This window comes from Serratia sp. BIGb0163 (assembly GCF_024809935.1).
GTDB lineage: Bacteria > Pseudomonadota > Gammaproteobacteria > Enterobacterales > Enterobacteriaceae > Serratia > Serratia quinivorans.
Window position 1 is genome coordinate 1,379,746 of sequence record NZ_JANUDZ010000001.1, and the last position, 15,040, is coordinate 1,394,785.

At 54.5% G+C, this 15,040-nt stretch carries 11 protein-coding genes and 1 pseudogene; 4 read left to right on the forward strand and 8 right to left on the reverse strand.

From position 1 onward, the window contains the following. Positions 1-92 precede the first annotated feature (92 nt). From M2406_RS06655 to M2406_RS06685, 7 genes and pseudogenes are all read right to left on the reverse strand, one after another. Positions 93-1,391, reverse strand: a pseudogene (locus tag M2406_RS06655) (c-type cytochrome). Then, on the reverse strand, positions 1,388-3,673 hold the full coding sequence (locus M2406_RS06660) for a molybdopterin cofactor-binding domain-containing protein (RefSeq protein ID WP_259189361.1): 2,286 nt from the start codon (positions 3,671-3,673) through the stop codon (positions 1,388-1,390). Before M2406_RS06660 ends, M2406_RS06655 begins: the two are co-directional and overlap by 4 nt. Then, positions 3,670-4,143 (reverse strand): (2Fe-2S)-binding protein, encoded by a 474-nt coding sequence (locus M2406_RS06665; RefSeq protein WP_012145220.1) that lies wholly within the window; start codon positions 4,141-4,143, stop codon positions 3,670-3,672. Before M2406_RS06665 ends, M2406_RS06660 begins: the two co-directional genes overlap by 4 nt. A gap of 342 nt (positions 4,144-4,485) precedes the next feature. Then, positions 4,486-6,303 (reverse strand): family 2A encapsulin nanocompartment cargo protein cysteine desulfurase, encoded by a 1,818-nt coding sequence (locus M2406_RS06670; protein ID WP_259189363.1) that lies wholly within the window; start codon positions 6,301-6,303, stop codon positions 4,486-4,488. Continuing rightward, entirely contained in the window at positions 6,278-7,210 is a 933-nt protein-coding gene (locus M2406_RS06675; protein ID WP_012145222.1) for a family 2A encapsulin nanocompartment shell protein, read from the reverse strand. Before M2406_RS06675 ends, M2406_RS06670 begins: the two co-directional genes overlap by 26 nt. Positions 7,211-7,374: 164 nt before the next feature. Beyond that, positions 7,375-8,334 carry a serine O-acetyltransferase EpsC gene (gene epsC / locus M2406_RS06680; RefSeq protein WP_017892896.1) on the reverse strand — a complete coding sequence of 320 codons (960 nt, stop codon included), beginning with the start codon at positions 8,332-8,334 and terminating at the stop codon, positions 7,375-7,377. Between the two features lie 55 nt (positions 8,335-8,389). Beyond that, positions 8,390-8,854 carry a rhodanese-like domain-containing protein gene (locus M2406_RS06685; protein WP_259189366.1) on the reverse strand — a complete coding sequence of 155 codons (465 nt, stop codon included), beginning with the start codon at positions 8,852-8,854 and terminating at the stop codon, positions 8,390-8,392. A gap of 361 nt (positions 8,855-9,215) precedes the next feature. Here M2406_RS06685 and M2406_RS06690 point away from each other — a divergent pair, with 361 nt between their 5' ends. From M2406_RS06690 to M2406_RS06705, 4 genes are all read left to right on the forward strand, one after another. Then, the gene (locus M2406_RS06690) at positions 9,216-10,166 is read left to right on the forward strand and encodes a 2-hydroxyacid dehydrogenase (RefSeq protein ID WP_259189368.1); all 951 of its coding nucleotides are present in this window, start codon (positions 9,216-9,218) and stop codon (positions 10,164-10,166) included. Between the two features lie 94 nt (positions 10,167-10,260). Further along, a complete protein-coding gene (locus tag M2406_RS06695) occupies positions 10,261-11,568 on the forward strand; it encodes an MFS transporter (protein ID WP_259189369.1) in 1,308 nt (435 codons plus the stop codon). Between the two features lie 90 nt (positions 11,569-11,658). Next, positions 11,659-12,393: a MurR/RpiR family transcriptional regulator gene (locus tag M2406_RS06700; RefSeq protein ID WP_012145227.1), complete on the forward strand. Its 735-nt coding sequence runs from the start codon at positions 11,659-11,661 to the stop codon at positions 12,391-12,393. 123 nt (positions 12,394-12,516) lie between these two features. Then, positions 12,517-13,953: a 6-phospho-beta-glucosidase gene (locus M2406_RS06705; RefSeq protein ID WP_259189371.1), complete on the forward strand. Its 1,437-nt coding sequence runs from the start codon at positions 12,517-12,519 to the stop codon at positions 13,951-13,953. Between the two features lie 356 nt (positions 13,954-14,309). On the opposite strand, the gene M2406_RS06710 is transcribed toward M2406_RS06705, so the two are convergent. Continuing rightward, positions 14,310-14,522 (reverse strand): hypothetical protein, encoded by a 213-nt coding sequence (locus M2406_RS06710; RefSeq protein ID WP_259189373.1) that lies wholly within the window; start codon positions 14,520-14,522, stop codon positions 14,310-14,312. Between the last annotated feature and the right edge of the window lie 518 nt (positions 14,523-15,040).

A 15,040-nucleotide genomic window follows, 5' to 3' on the forward strand; every position in this document is an offset into this window, starting at 1 on the left:
CGCCCGAGGGGGCGAGAGTTTACGGGGCAAATGCTAAATTGGGGGCCTGCAATGGCCCCCGCCAATTTAACGAACCTATCTATTTACCAAACCTATCTATCTTCAGTCTCACTGCGTAAGCGGCTGACTTGCGCCTGCAGGTCAGGCCACGGCGCTTTCCCGGCGTAACTTTGCCGCAGGAAATCAAGCAACGCCGCAATCTGTCCATCGTTCAGGTTATGACGGAATGCCGGCATATATCCCAGATTGATATTGGCCGGCCGCTGGATACCGTCCAGCACCACCCTAATCGCATTGTCTGGTGTATCGGCAAACAGATTGGTATTCAGCGCCAGTGAAGGCCTGACACCGGCCATTTGCGCCCCCTTCTCCTGAGCATGGCAAGCCATGCAGGCCCCGGAGAAAATACGCGCCCCTTCGGTGGTTAACGGCTCCGTTTTTAACTCTGCCCAGTCGTTCAGCCGTTGAGCCTCTGCGACTCTGGGCTGCTGCGGATGGTAGCTGCGAAGATAGGTAGCGATGGCCTGCAGGTCCTGCTCCGGCAGGCGTGAAAGCCCCTCTTCGATTACCGGTGCCATCGGCCCTGCCGCTACGCCGTGATTTGCTGAATACCCGCTGCGCATAAAGCTGAGGAGATCCTGCCGGGTCCAATCCAGCGGTGCCACCGAACTGCCGGTAAGCGACGGCGCCGTCTAGGCCTCCGCCACGCCGCCGGTCAAGTGCGCACTGCCGCCTTTTTCACCAAACATCAGATTGCGGGGTGAATGACAGGCGCTGCAATGACCCAGCCCCTCGGTAAGATAGGCTCCCCGGTTCCATTCGGTGCTTTGGTCGGGGTCTGCCTTCATCGCGCCCGGCGTCAGGAATAGCCAGTTCCAGGTGACTATGCCCTGGCGAATGTTAAACGGAAAACTCAGTGCGGTAACGGGTGGCTGGTAGTTCACCGCCGGTTGTGACATCAGATAGGCGTATAACGCCTGCAGATCTTCGTCACTGGTGCGGGTAAAGGCGGTATAGGGGAAAGCAGGATAGAGATAGCGCCCCTGGCGATCGACCCCATGACGCATTGCCCGTTCAAAGGCAGCATACGACCATTTGCCAATGCCGGTTTCGTTATCCGGAGTGATGTTGGTGGTGTAGATGGTGCCGAATGGGATCTCCATCGCCAGTCCGCCGGTATTGCGTTTACCGCCCGGCCGGGTATGGCAAACCGAACAGTCGCCGAGATCGGCCAGCATTTTGCCACGGGCAATCTGTTGCTGACTAAAAACCTGGGGCTCGTTCACATCACGAGGCGCAATTTCCGGCTGCCAGCTGATAATAGCACCGGTGACTGCTACGGCGATGACGGCCAGGCTGCCCCATCCAGCGGCTTTCTTTAATTTGCTCATAATGACTTATCCCTGGTTGCTGCGTTGGCGGAAGCCTGCTGTTTTAACGCTTTCAGCACCTGCTCGGGAGTAAACGGCACTTCCCTCAGACGCACCCCCAGCGCATCAAATAACGCATTGGCGATGGCGGCCGCACTCGGCACCGAAGCCGACTCTCCCGCGCCCATCGGCGGCTCATCTGGATAGTCCAGCAGTTGAACATCCACCTGCGGCAACTCGTCAAAACGCAGGATCGGGTAGCCGCCCCAGTCCAGCGACGTCACCGCCGAAGCGTCAAAGGTGACAAACTCTTTCAGCACCCGGCTGGCGGACTGAAGAATATTGCCATGCACCTGATGGCGCACTCCGGCCGGGTTGATGATGCGTCCGCAGTCATGGGCAACAAAGATTTTATCGAGCTTGATCTGGCCGCTGTGGCGATTGACGCGAAGGTCACACACCCAGGCAGCCCAGGCGGCGCCGAAACCGGGGAATTTGCTGTGGAAGTAACGCGCATAGGCAAAGCCACGTCCCGTGACCCACGCTTGCGTATCCGGTGCCGGGTTGCGATGCGACGGCCCCTGCTGCCAGTTAGCCTGTTTCTTCAGCGCATTGATCAACGCGACCGCACGCGGGTCTTTCAGATATTGCAGGCGGAAAGCGATCGGATCCTGCCCGGCATGCCATGCCAGTTCATCAATCCACGACTCATGGGCGAACACGTTGGGCAGCGCCGACACCCCGCGCATCCAGGAAGCCCGAACGATTGGCGCAGCGTCCTGGCAAATTACTCGCATGTTCGGATATTCATACTGCGGAATGGCGGTTCTGTCGCCCATCTGCTGTACGTCGGCCCGATTGGCCACCTTGCCGGTCAACACCAGTGACAATGTCACGGCATTATTGGAAGGATAACTGGTTTTCAACTCATAGGCCGCCACCTGCCGGTGCTGATCCAGCCCACCGCGCACCCGGATCAACTGCCCGGTGCCCTTGGGCTCCCAGCCAGACTCTTGCTCGCGCATCAACTGCACCCTGACCGGTTTGCCGGTCGCCTGTGATAACAACGCGGCATCTGCCGATACGTCATCGGCGCAGTTGCGGCCATAGCAACCTGAGGCCTCCATACGGTTGATGTGCACCTGCTCCGGCAGCCGGTCGAGCAAATGGGCAATGTCTTTACGCAGATCGTGAGGGTTTTGCGTCCCGGACCAAATTTCTGCATGCTCACTGCTGACGTCGGCCACCGCACAGGAAGGCCCGATGGAAGCATGCTGATGATAGGGCCAGACGTAATCGGCATTCACCTCGGTATGTAACGACCCCAGCGCGGCATCGACCCCCGCATCATCACGCAGTACGCGGTCGGTTTTCGGGTTAGCCACCAACGCCGCATGCAGCCCATCCGCCGAGAGATCCGGTAGCCCGGACCACGGGCGCCACACGGTTTTCAATTGGCGCATGGCTGCGATCGCCTGCTCTTCACGCTCGGCGACGATGCCGATAAAATCGTTAATCACCACCAGCTTTACGATACCTGGCAAATGAGCAATGGAAGCTCTGTCCACCGACAGCAGCCCACTGCCCAGCGGGGCACTGCTGTCAGCCCCGATATAAGGCGGCCGCACCACTCTGCCGTGCAGCATGCCCGGCAGGCGAAGATCGTGCACATAGGTCAGTTGGCCGGTGACCTTGGCCGGGATATCCACCCGTGGCACCGCCTTGCCAACGTAACGACTCTCCGTCACGCTCTTCAACATGACCGTTTTATCCAGTGCCACCTGTAAGTTTTGCCCGCTGGCCAGATCGCCATAACTCAGGCTGACATGGGGTTTATCCGCTGCAAATACCCGGCCATTTTCTGCACGCAGCCTGTCCAGCGGCAACGCGAAAGCGCGAGCGGCCAGCCCCAACAGCAATTGCCGCACCTGTGCCGCCGCCTGACGCAGCGGTATTGAAGTCACCTGAATGGTGGCACTGGCGATGGTCGGCCCCTGATCCGGCGTGCGCTGGGTATCCCCCAGAATGACCGTCACCTGATCAAAAGGGACGCAGATTTCATCGGCAACAATTTGCGCCAATGCCGTGCGAATGCCGGTACCGAGATCCACATGGCCGTTAAAGGCGGTGACCCGGCCGTCGGCGGTCAGACCGATAAAACTGTCCACGCGATCCAGCGGCAGGTTGCCCAGGGTGGCAGGCTCGGCGGCAAGGGTATTAAGCGAAACCGGCAACAGGCTGCTGACCATCACCACGCCACCGGCCTGTAACAGGCGGCGGCGGGTTATTTCCAGGCGGCTCATGCCTGCCCCCTTTCAGCCAACAGCTGCCGGGCTTTGGCGGCGGCGCGCAGGATTTCGATATGGGTGCCGCAACGACACAGGTTATAGGCCAGTTCGTTTTTGATTTGTTGCTCATCGGCCTGTGGGTTGCGCTCAAACAGAGCGACCAGCGTCATGATCATGCCGTTGGTGCAATAACCGCACTGTGCGGCCTGCTCATCGATAAAACCCTGTTGCACCGGATGCAATTGCCCCGCTTCACCGAGGCCTTCCAGCGTGGTAATGGATTTATTGAGCGCACCGCTCAGAGGAATGGAACAAGAACGAGCAGCAACGCCATCGACCAGCACCGTACAGGCACCGCACTCCCCCAAACCACAGCCGTATTTGGGGCCGTTTAGGCCAAGATCGTTGCGTAACACGTAGAGTAAAGGCGTCTCGGGCGAGACGTCGTCAAGCGCGACCATCCGGCCGTTTATTTTGATTTCCATGGTGAAATATATCCTTAACTAAACGGATTTCTCCGTAATATCACTGCGGTGAATGATTCACAGCCTGCTAATTATAATCATTAGAACACTTAGTGATGTTAAGGGTATGTAGCGTGAATTGCTTTACCGAAAAGTGGGTATTTATTATGAATTTCCGTACTTTTAAGTCCGACAGGCAGAAAAAAACCGGCGCAGAAGGATCCACGCCGGGTCGAACATCAGCAGACGCCGTTAGCGCTCAGACTGCCGAGAAAGCCCATGATTAGGGAGAGCGCCCCTCGGTGCGCCAGGCCCGGGTCTCTCGGAATCAAAGGCAGCCTTGTCATTAGCCTCGGGGAACTGTTAGCGCCCTTTGGCCAGCTTGTGCAAGGTCGCTGCCAGCAGATCCACTTCTTCGTAAGTATTGTAAAACGCCAGTGAAGGCCGCACCGTGGCCTCTACGCCAAAGCGCCGCAGGATCGGCTGCGCACAGTGATGACCGGAGCGCACCGCAATGCCTTCATGGTTTAGCGCATTCCCCACCTCCTCGGTACGATAACCGCTCAGCACGAACGACAGCACGCTGGCCTTATTGGCTGCGGTGCCAATCAGACGCAGGCCGGGAATACGAACCAACCGATCGGTGGCATACTGCAGTAACTCATGCTCGTAACGATTGATATTGTCCAGCCCCAGACGTTCGACATAGTCCAGCGCCGCCCCCAGCCCTACCGCATCGGCGATGTTGCCGGTTCCCGCCTCAAACCGAGCCGGTGCCGGCTGATACAGCGTTTTTTCAAAGGTGACGTCGGCAATCATATTACCGCCCCCCTGCCACGGTGGCAGAGTGTCCAGCAGCTCTGCCTTACCGTACACCGCACCAATACCCGTTGGGCCAAACACCTTGTGGCCTGAGAACACGTAAAAATCCGCGTCCAGCGCCTGCACATTGACCTTCAGGTGCGAGACCGCCTGCGCCCCATCGACCAGCACCCGCGCGCCAACCTGATGCGCCAACGCAATCACCTCCTCCACCGGGGTCACCGTGCCCAACGCGTTGGACACCTGGGTAATGGAAACCAGACGGGTACGCGATGACAACAGTTTGCGGTATTCTGCCAACAGAATTTGCCCACTATCGTCCACCGGGATCACCCGAATTTTCGCGCCCACGCTGGCGGCGAGCTGCTGCCAGGGCACGATGTTGGCGTGGTGTTCCAACTGGGAAACCACGATCTCATCGCCTTCGCCAATGTGCTGACGACCAAAGGTATTGGCAATCAGATTGATGGCCTCCGTCGCGCCACGGGTAAAGATGACTTCCGCCGCCGACTTGGCCCCGAGAAAGCGGGCTACGCTGTTTCTGGCCCCCTCATAGGCATCAGTAGCCCTGGCAGCCAGTTCATGCGCCGCACGGTGGATATTCGAGTTCTCATGCGCATAAAAATACGCCAGCCGATCGATCACCACCTGCGGCTTATGAGTTGTCGCCGCGTTATCCAGCCACACCAGGGGTTTGCCATTGACCCGCTCCGCAAGGATGGGGAAATCGCGACGTACGGCGTGGACATCAAAACTGCTGCGCGGTTGCTGTTGCGGCGTTGCTTCACGCCCGGGCCGCCCCTGTTCCAGAAAATAGTAGTTTCCGCTGGCATTATCCTGCGCAACACCATGAACGGGTAGCGGGACAGCCGGAAACAGCGAACCAATCACCGCCTCCAGCCCGCCATTGATCGCCCCCGCAAAGGGTTGATCGCTAAGCGAGTCCTGACCGGTGAGCGCCTGGTTCGCCAGGCTGTCTAACCCCGCCTCCGACGGCTGACGCTGGTTTTCTTTCAAAAAATAGAAGCCGGCGCTCGCCACCGGCCCCTGCGGTTGAGGCAGTGTGGGCGGTGCCAGAAAAGCCTGCCGCTGCACGCCCTGCTGGCGACCAGACAACGTTGGCGCTTCAGGCACCTCGGTGGCCAGTGTCGGCTCCAGCGCCGGAGCATAGGACTGTGGCAGTACCGTCGCAGCCTGTTCACCCTCGGCAGCGTGCGGCAACGTCGCGCCAATCTCGCGTCCAGGCAAGGCACTGAAGATCTGATTGGCCAAATTGGCCAAGGCGTTAACGTCCGGCAAACCGGCTGGAGGCTGCGCCTGGTGGGGCAATGAACTACTTGTAACTGTCTGGATAGTCATGATATTTGCTCACATCAACATCGTCTAAAACGGCAACGGCATCTTCGGTCAGAACTGCCAATGAGCAATAAAGTGAGATCAGGTAGGAGGCGATCGCATTGCGGTTAATCCCCATAAAGCGCACCGACAGCCCCGGACTCTGTTCACCGGCGACGCCCGGCTGATACAGACCGATCACACCCTGGCGTTTTTCGCCGGTACGCAACAGGATAATCTTGGTTTTACCCTCGTCATCGATCGGTAACTTATCGGATGGGATCAGCGGCAGACCGCGCCAGGTGAGGAACTGCGAACCAAACAGGCTGACGGTCGGTGGTGGCACGCCACGGCGAGTGCACTCACGGCCAAAGGCTGCAATGGCCAGAGGATGGGCCAGGAAGAAACCCGGTTCCTTCCACACTTTGGTGATCAATTCGTCCAGATCGTCGGGCGTCGGCGCGCCGGTCAGGGTAGAAATACGTTGCGACTCATCAACGCTGGCCAACAACCCGTACTCAGGGTTATTGATCAGCTCATTCTCCTGGCGCTCTTTAATGGTTTCAATCGTCAGACGCAGCTGTTCGCGAATTTGATCGTGCGGGCTGCTGTATAAATCGGATACCCGGGTATGAACATCCAGAATGGTGGTCACGGCATTAAGAAAATACTCGCGCGGCGCCTCTTCGTAATCAACATAGGTTTGCGGTAATAATCCTTCATCTCGCTGCGAGCAGGCAACCTGCACATTGAGCGGATTTTTTACCTTGTTAAGCCGGAATATACCCGCTTCTACCGGCGTCCATTGCAGCAGATGCACCAGCCAGCGCGGCGTCAGGATAGATAATTGCGGGGCGGTTTTTGTTGCGTTGGCCAATTGCCGCGCAGCATTATCCCCTAATGCAAGCCGGGCTTCATTTTGTTGTGACATCGGGTGATTCTCCTGAAAAAATAGGTGGCGAATAAATAATGGCGAATAAATAATTAAGAACTGCCAATCAAATAGCGCGTTAATATCATTAAATAGCAACAAACCTACTATTAGCGAATAGCGTCACCCCCTGTGGAATAATTAATAATACCGAACCATTAGCATCAAATCCCGGAACCAAACTCCTGGCTGTCACTCTGGATATTGGCCTGGCGGATATTGCTGCCGGGTTTTACGCTGCGCGTCAGCCACACATTGCCGCCAATAGAAGAACCTTTGCCGATGGTGATCCGGCCCAACAAGGTGGCCCCGGCATAGATAACCACATCGTCCTCGATAATCGGGTGGCGTGGTTGCCCTTTCTGCAAGATGCCAGACTCTTCGGTCACAAACCGCTTGGCACCCAGCGTCACTGCCTGATAGAGCCGCACTCGCTTGCCGATAACGGCGGTTTCGCCAATCACCACGCCGGTACCGTGGTCAATAAAGAATCCGTCGTCAATTTGCGCGCCGGGATGAATATCGATACCGGTTTCACCATGCGCCTTCTCCGCGATAATCCGTGCCAACAGCGGCACGCCCACCTGATAGAAATAGTGTGCCAACCGATGATGGATAATGGCGTTAACGCCGGGGAAACACAGTAAAACCTCGTCAACGCTGCGTGCCGAAGGGTCGCCATGGTAGGCCGCCAGAACGTCGCTATCCAGACGACTGCGGATTGTCGGCAGCACGCTGGCGAACTGGCGAACCAGCGCCACCGCTTTCAGATTGATGGCTTCGTCGTCGCCGGGCGTCGCGGCCTGCTCGTCCGAACGGCTGAAACTCAGGGCCAGACGCACCTGAGCCAATAAGGCATTCAGTACCGCATCCAGCGTATGGCCGACATAGTAATCTTCGCTTTCATGCCGTAAATCGTCCGGCCCCAGCCGCATCGGGAAGAGTATGGCCCGCAGGGATTCGGCAATCTGGTTGACGACCGCTCTGGAAGGCAGTTCCTTGTGCCCGGAGCGAGAAGACTGGCCACTGCGCTCACGCCAGAGTAGCCGCGTGGTGCGCAATTCGTTCACAATGTCGGCCAGTTGCCAGTGGGCCTGTTCTTTTATCTGGAACAAGTTAGTCATATTTTCCCTTATTACATCGCTTCAAATGGCCGAAATTCCTGCTGGCAAACCTGCTTCAGGGGTGCCGATTATCGTCGGTAAACCACGGCAAATGGCGTGCTGCCTCAACCCCGCCCAGCACGCCATAGACCTGGGGGTAACCGGCCTTAAGGGCGGCAAGTCGGGCATCCGTGGAACGTTTACCGGTTTGGCACAGCAAAATGATCGGCTGCTGTTTATCGACAACCTTGCTTAACTCAATGAAAAAACGGGGATTGCGGATTTTATTCGACCCGGTTAACCAGGGAACCTGCGAGGAAGGCTCAACGTAACCGAAGGTCTTGCGCTCTTCCGGGGTGCGAATATCCACCAACACTGCCGCTCCAAGCTTCACTAATTGCCAGCTCGCCTCCGGCGTCAGATCGCGTTCGAAAATCGGGGTGTTTGGCGTGCTTTGATGATCAGGGTACGGGCTATCAACATTGATCTTGGGATGGTTCTTAACCTGTTGTGCAGTCGCGTAATTTAATGTTACGGGCATATTAACCTCCGGCGTTTTCTCTATTTTTCAATCAGCTTATTCCCTTTGATTAATTCCAATCTATTACCCTTTTTAGAGCAGGAATAAATAACTTTTAATTAGGGTTTATAGTAAAAACATCTAGCCGGACTTAGCTAAAATACGGCTAATGAAAATCATTATGCGACTATCGGAAATAACCTTATTTTGGCGTTACTGCCGACATGTTACGGATTGCTGTTACCACTTTTTCTCCGTCGATCACATTCCGGGTAACACCCTTTTTTAACATCCTTCAGCGTGATATCTGTCGCAAAACCGCCTGCGGAAAACCGCTTTGATAGCCATAACGTATCAACGCTATTTTTAAACAGGTGAAACCATGACGACTCATACGCCCAATGAACTGCTGTTAATCGCTCCCGTGATGGAAAACCTGCTTGCCCGTCTTGAGGCAACCTTTGTGGTGCACCGGCTGTATGAGCAGGCGGACCCGGTCAATTTTCTGGCGACCCGCGGCGAAGCCATCCGCGCGGTCGTCACCCGTGGCGATATCGGTGTCACCACGCCGGTGCTCGAGCAGCTACCGCAACTGGGGCTGATTGCAGTGTTCGGCGTCGGTACCGACGCCATTGACCTGAACTACACCCGTCAGCGCGACATCGCGGTAACCATCACCTCCGGCGCGTTGACCGAAGACGTGGCGGATATGGCGCTAGGGTTGCTGTTGGCCACCGCCCGTCAGTTATGCCACAACGACCGTTTTGTCCGTGACGGGCACTGGCTGCAAAAGGCCCCGGGCTTGTCGGTGCAGGTCAGCGGTAAACGACTGGGGATTTTTGGTATGGGCAACATCGGCCGCGCCATCGCCCAGCGCGCCGCCGGTTTCAACATGCGTATCCAATATGCCAGCCATCGGCAGGACACCACGCTGCCCTATGCTTATTACCCGGACTTGCTGGCGCTGGCGCGGGAAAGCGATTTTCTGGTGATCGCCATCTCCGGTGGCAAGGACAGCGCAGGCCTGGTGGACAAAACCGTATTTGATGCGTTGCCGGCGCATGCGCTGGTGATCAACATTGCCCGTGGCAGCATCGTCAACGAAAAGGACCTGATCGCCGCGTTGCAAAACGGTGACATTGCCGGTGCCGGGCTGGATGTTTATGCCCACGAGCCACAGGTGCCTGCCGAGCTGATCGCCATGGATAATGTCGTGTTGCAGCCGCATATTGCCAGTGCCACGCAGGAAACCCGGCAAAAAATGAGCGACATCGTATTTACCAACGTTGAAGCCTTTTTCAACCAAGCACCGTTACCCCACGCCATTGAATAATTAAGCCGTTTCTTTCGAATTTATTATCGCCGTACCACAGAACCTCTTTATTGAATTGAGAGGTTCTCCCTGCGCCTTATAAAGAGAGATCGCCATGGATAATAAAATACCCAACACCCGCTGGCTGCGGGTTATTGCCCCGATCCTGATCGCCTGCATTATTTCCTTTATGGACCGGGTCAATATCAGTTTTGCCCTGCCCGGCGGGATGGAAAGTGATTTGGGCATCACCAGCCAGATGGCCGGTTTGGCCAGCGGCATCTTCTTTATCGGTTATCTGTTTTTGCAGGTTCCCGGCGGGCGCATTGCGGTTAACGGTAGCGGCAAACGTTTTATTGCCTGGTCACTGTGCGCCTGGGCGGTGGTTTCGGTGGCTACCGGTTTTGTTACTAACCACTATCAATTGCTGATCTTGCGCTTTGTGTTGGGTATTTCCGAAGGGGGTATGTTGCCGGTGGTGCTGACCATGATCAGCAACTGGTTCCCGGAAAAAGAACTGGGTCGCGCCAACGCCTTCGTGATGATGTTCGCCCCGCTGGGTGGCATGCTGACCGCCCCCATTTCTGGTGCCATCATCAACCAGCTCGACTGGCGCTGGCTGTTTATCCTTGAAGGTTTGCTGTCACTGGTGGTGCTGGCCGTCTGGTGGCTGTTGATCAGCGATCGGCCGCAGGAGGCGCGCTGGCTGCCGGCCCGTGAGCGCGAATATCTGATCACCGAGCTGACGCGCGAACGTCAGGCCCGCAGCAGAACCCAGCCGGTCAGTAACGCACCTTTGAGAGACGTGTTCCGTAACAAAGGGTTGATGAAGCTGGTCCTGCTGAACTTTTTCTACCAGACCGGTGACTATGGTTACACCCTGTGGTTGCCGACCATTCTGAAAAACCTGACCGGTGGCAATATGGCCTCGGTGGGTTTCCTGGCCATTTTGCCGTTCGTCGCCACCCTGCTGGGGATTTATCTGATTTCGGTGTTGACCGATAAAACCGGCAAGCGCCGCCTGTGGGTAATGGTTTCCCTGTTCTGCTTCGCCGCTGCGCTGTTGGCCTCGGTGGTGCTGCGCCATAACGTGGTGGCGGCCTATATCGCATTAGTGGTGTGCGGCTTCTTCCTGAAGGCGGCAACCAGCCCGTTCTGGTCGATGCCAGGGCGTATCGCTTCGGCGGAGGTGGCCGGTGGCGCGCGCGGTGTGATTAACGGTCTGGGCAATCTGGGTGGTTTCTGCGGGCCTTATCTGGTCGGTGTGATGATCTACCTGTACGGTCAAAACGTCGCGGTTTGCGCGTTGGCGGTATCGCTGATCATCGCCGGTATTATCGCCTGGCGCTTGCCGAAAGAATGTGACCTGACCAGCAGCGAGCCGGCGCATGACCCACTGTTGGATAAGGCCAAACGCGCCTGAATAACAACGAAAACCATGAGCGGGCAGCGGCAAAATTTGTTATGTTAGCCCGCTCTGATTAAGGTCTGTTGTTACTCGCCGGATAGGTCTATGTTTACCCATAAAGCCATTGCCGAACTCAATACGCTGGAGTTGATGATTTATAACTACGTCATCAAAAACAAAAACGCGGTGATGTATATGACCATCCGCGAGCTGGCCGAGGCCGCCGGGGTGTCCACCACCACCGTGCTGCGTTTTTGCAAGAAAATGGGCTGCGCGGGTTATTCCGAATTCCGTATTCGCTTTAAGTTATATCTTGAGCAAAACGAAGCGCCGCCGGTAGACTTTGGCACCAGCGAAATAATCAGTTTCTTTAAGAGCATTAACAACGACGAATTTAATCAGCTGATTGACCAGGCGGTGCAACATATTGCCGCCGCCGAACGCATTATTTTCGTCGGGGTAAGTACCTCGGGGGCATTGGGTAAATATGGCGCTCGTTTCTTTTCCAACGTGGGGAAATTCAGCACCCATATTGATGACCCTTATTATCCGGTCAATAGCGACATGTATAAAAGTGCGGTAGCGATTATGCTTTCCGTCTCTGGTGAAACCGAAGAGATCCTGCGCCTGGCCAGCCAGTTCAGCCTGCACCACTGCAAAATCGTCAGCATCACCAACAACGAAACCTCGTCGCTGGCACGTATGGCGGACTTCAACCTCTCCTATCACGTTCCCCAACAGCTGATCGCTGGGCAACATAACATCACCACCCAGATCCCGGTCATTTACATTATCGAAACCATCGGCAAGCGGTTGGGCCATATTAACGCCGCAAAATAAAACAGCCTGTTTTTTTAATGTGACAAGTTACCCGAACGCTATTTTGTTATATCGTGACATTCTATTCCAGCTTGCTAGTATCTTCTCATTACCTTTCATTAATAAGCGAATGAGAAACCAACGATGAAACAGCAACAGTTACCGAAAGATTTTCTGTGGGGTGGCGCGGTCGCCGCACACCAGGTTGAAGGTGGTTGGGATCAGGGCGGTAAAGGCCCAAGCATTGCTGACGTACTGTCAGGTGGCGCGCACGGCGTGGATCGCGTAATGACCGATGGCGTACTGGAAGGTTATCGTTATCCTAACCATGAGGCAGTGGATTTCTACGGCCGCTACAAGCAGGATATCGCGCTATTCGCCGAGATGGGTTTCAAATGCTTCCGCACCTCAATCGCCTGGACGCGTATTTTCCCCAAGGGTGACGAACTGGAGCCGAACGAAGCCGGTCTGCAATTCTATGACGATCTGTTTGATGAGCTGCTCAAATACAATATCCAGCCGGTGATCACCCTGTCCCACTTTGAAATGCCCTATCATCTGGTCAAAGAGTATGGCGGCTGGAAAAACCGTCAGGTGGTCGATTTCTTCGTGCGTTTCAGTGAAGTGGTACTGCGCCGTTATCAGCACAAAGTCAAATACTGGATGACCTTTAACGAGATCAACAACCAGAGCAACTACCAGTATCCGCTGTTCGGCTACTGCTGCTCCGGCGTGGTCTACAGTGAAGAACAAAACCCGGAACAAACGCTGTATCAGGTGTTGCACCATCAGTTCGTTGCCAGCGCCCAGGTGGTGAAACTGGGCCACCAGATTAACCCTGACTTCAAAATCGGCTGTATGCTGGCCTGCGTGCCCTTCTACCCGTTCTCCTGCAAGCCGGATGACGTGATGTACAGCGTCGAAGCCATGCACCAGCGTTATTTGTTCACCGACGTTCAGGTGCGCGGTTACTATCCGTCGTACCTGCTGCGTGACTGGCAGCGCAAAGGTTTCCAGATAGAAATGCAGCCACAGGACGAGCAAACCCTGCGTGAAGGCTGCGCGGATTACATCGGTTTCAGCTACTACATGAGCAACGCCCTGCAGGCTGATGCGGTCAGCAGCAGCGACCCGATGTTCGGTTTCCCCGGCAATGTGCCTAACCCGCATGTTAAAGCCTCCGACTGGGGCTGGCAGATTGACCCGGTTGGCCTGCGTTATTCGTTGAACGTGCTCTACGAGCGCTATCAGAAGCCGCTGTTTATCGTTGAAAATGGCTTTGGTGCCTTCGACAAGGTCGAGGCCGACGGTCAAATCAACGATGACTACCGCATCGATTATCTGAGTGCGCATATCGACCAGATGAAAAAAGCGGTGATCGAAGACGGCGTGGATCTGATTGGATACACCCCGTGGGGCTGTATCGACTGCGTTTCCTTCACCACCGGTGAATACGGCAAGCGCTACGGCTTTATCTACGTCGACAAACACGACGACGGCACCGGCACGCTGGAGCGATCGCGCAAGAAGAGCTTCGACTGGTACCGCCGCGTGATCGCCAGCAACGGCGAACAGCTTTAGTCATATCTATTTTCTTAAGGGCGGCGTTGCCGCCCTTAAACCTACTTCTCTATAGGCTTTTCTATAGAGAAAGCATAAAATGGAAAAAACGATAAAGCCATCAAGCTTATTAATTTAAACCAGAAATGATTTTCACTAAGATTCTCCGCCCCTATTTAAAAAACTCGATAAGCGATATAACTTAACAAATTTATTTTTATTAGGAAAACTTCTCAACTATAACCTGCGTTAAAAATGCAGGAATTAGAGAGTATAAAGTATTTAATTTATACAATCTCTTCTTTAGAAGAAAGAAAACTCCATACCAAGAAATGTAAATCATGATGTATATGAAAATATTCAAACCTGTCACCTCATTAATGACATCGAGTACATTTTTGCTTCATTAAATTATTCCACGAGGATGGGTCATCCACTGACCTCTGCAAAGCTTCTTTATACTTGCCACCGGTTAACCCTGATATTTTTTGAAAATGCGTATCCCCCCAATTAGGGTCATTCAATATTTTATTTAAATCACTCTGTGAAGGAACTGAATCGAGTGCAGGATTGATTTTATTTTTTTCCATTACCTAAATATTCTCCTGCCAAGCCGCCAAAGAGTAACCCTCGGGCTTCAGTTAGCAAAAAATTGTTGATAATGATTATCGTTCTCTTTGTGGCGATATTGCCATACGTAAGTAAAATGTCAACAAGTGAAACGAAATATTTCATCAATTTCTATGTCGGTTTAGGAAGAGATACTGCAGGTTTATAATCGGTTGATTTTTATCAGCAATGTAGACCTGTAGTGATTCATTTCCTACGCATATGAAAAATTTTCACACCTGAGCGATACTTATGACTGTTCCAATTTGAGGAGGTAGTGATCACATAAATATTCATATGTCAGTGAATTATAATGATATTTTGTCTTACATCATTGGTCCGCAAATCTGTAATGGCTTTGTTACGTGATCGCCATTCTTTCCTCACGAACATAACCCCAGGTTATGCAAAACACCGCTAAATTTCACTTTCTTGTAACACCCTGGCTTGCGAGACTCGGGATAGGGAAAGCTGTTCTCCCCTTCGTGCTGACATTAAA

Coding starts and splice junctions, on each gene's coding strand:
- M2406_RS06685 (WP_259189366.1), bottom strand. CDS start 8,854: ATGCCCGTAACATTAAATTACGCGACTGCACAACAGGTTAAGAACCAT.
- M2406_RS06675 (WP_012145222.1), bottom strand. CDS start 7,210: ATGTCACAACAAAATGAAGCCCGGCTTGCATTAGGGGATAATGCTGCG.
- M2406_RS06660 (WP_259189361.1), bottom strand. CDS start 3,673: ATGAGCCGCCTGGAAATAACCCGCCGCCGCCTGTTACAGGCCGGTGGC.
- M2406_RS06690 (WP_259189368.1), top strand. CDS start 9,216: ATGACGACTCATACGCCCAATGAACTGCTGTTAATCGCTCCCGTGATG.
- M2406_RS06710 (WP_259189373.1), bottom strand. CDS start 14,522: ATGGAAAAAAATAAAATCAATCCTGCACTCGATTCAGTTCCTTCACAG.
- M2406_RS06705 (WP_259189371.1), top strand. CDS start 12,517: ATGAAACAGCAACAGTTACCGAAAGATTTTCTGTGGGGTGGCGCGGTC.
- M2406_RS06700 (WP_012145227.1), top strand. CDS start 11,659: ATGTTTACCCATAAAGCCATTGCCGAACTCAATACGCTGGAGTTGATG.
- M2406_RS06695 (WP_259189369.1), top strand. CDS start 10,261: ATGGATAATAAAATACCCAACACCCGCTGGCTGCGGGTTATTGCCCCG.
- M2406_RS06665 (WP_012145220.1), bottom strand. CDS start 4,143: ATGGAAATCAAAATAAACGGCCGGATGGTCGCGCTTGACGACGTCTCG.
- M2406_RS06670 (WP_259189363.1), bottom strand. CDS start 6,303: ATGACTATCCAGACAGTTACAAGTAGTTCATTGCCCCACCAGGCGCAG.
- epsC (WP_017892896.1), bottom strand. CDS start 8,334: ATGACTAACTTGTTCCAGATAAAAGAACAGGCCCACTGGCAACTGGCC.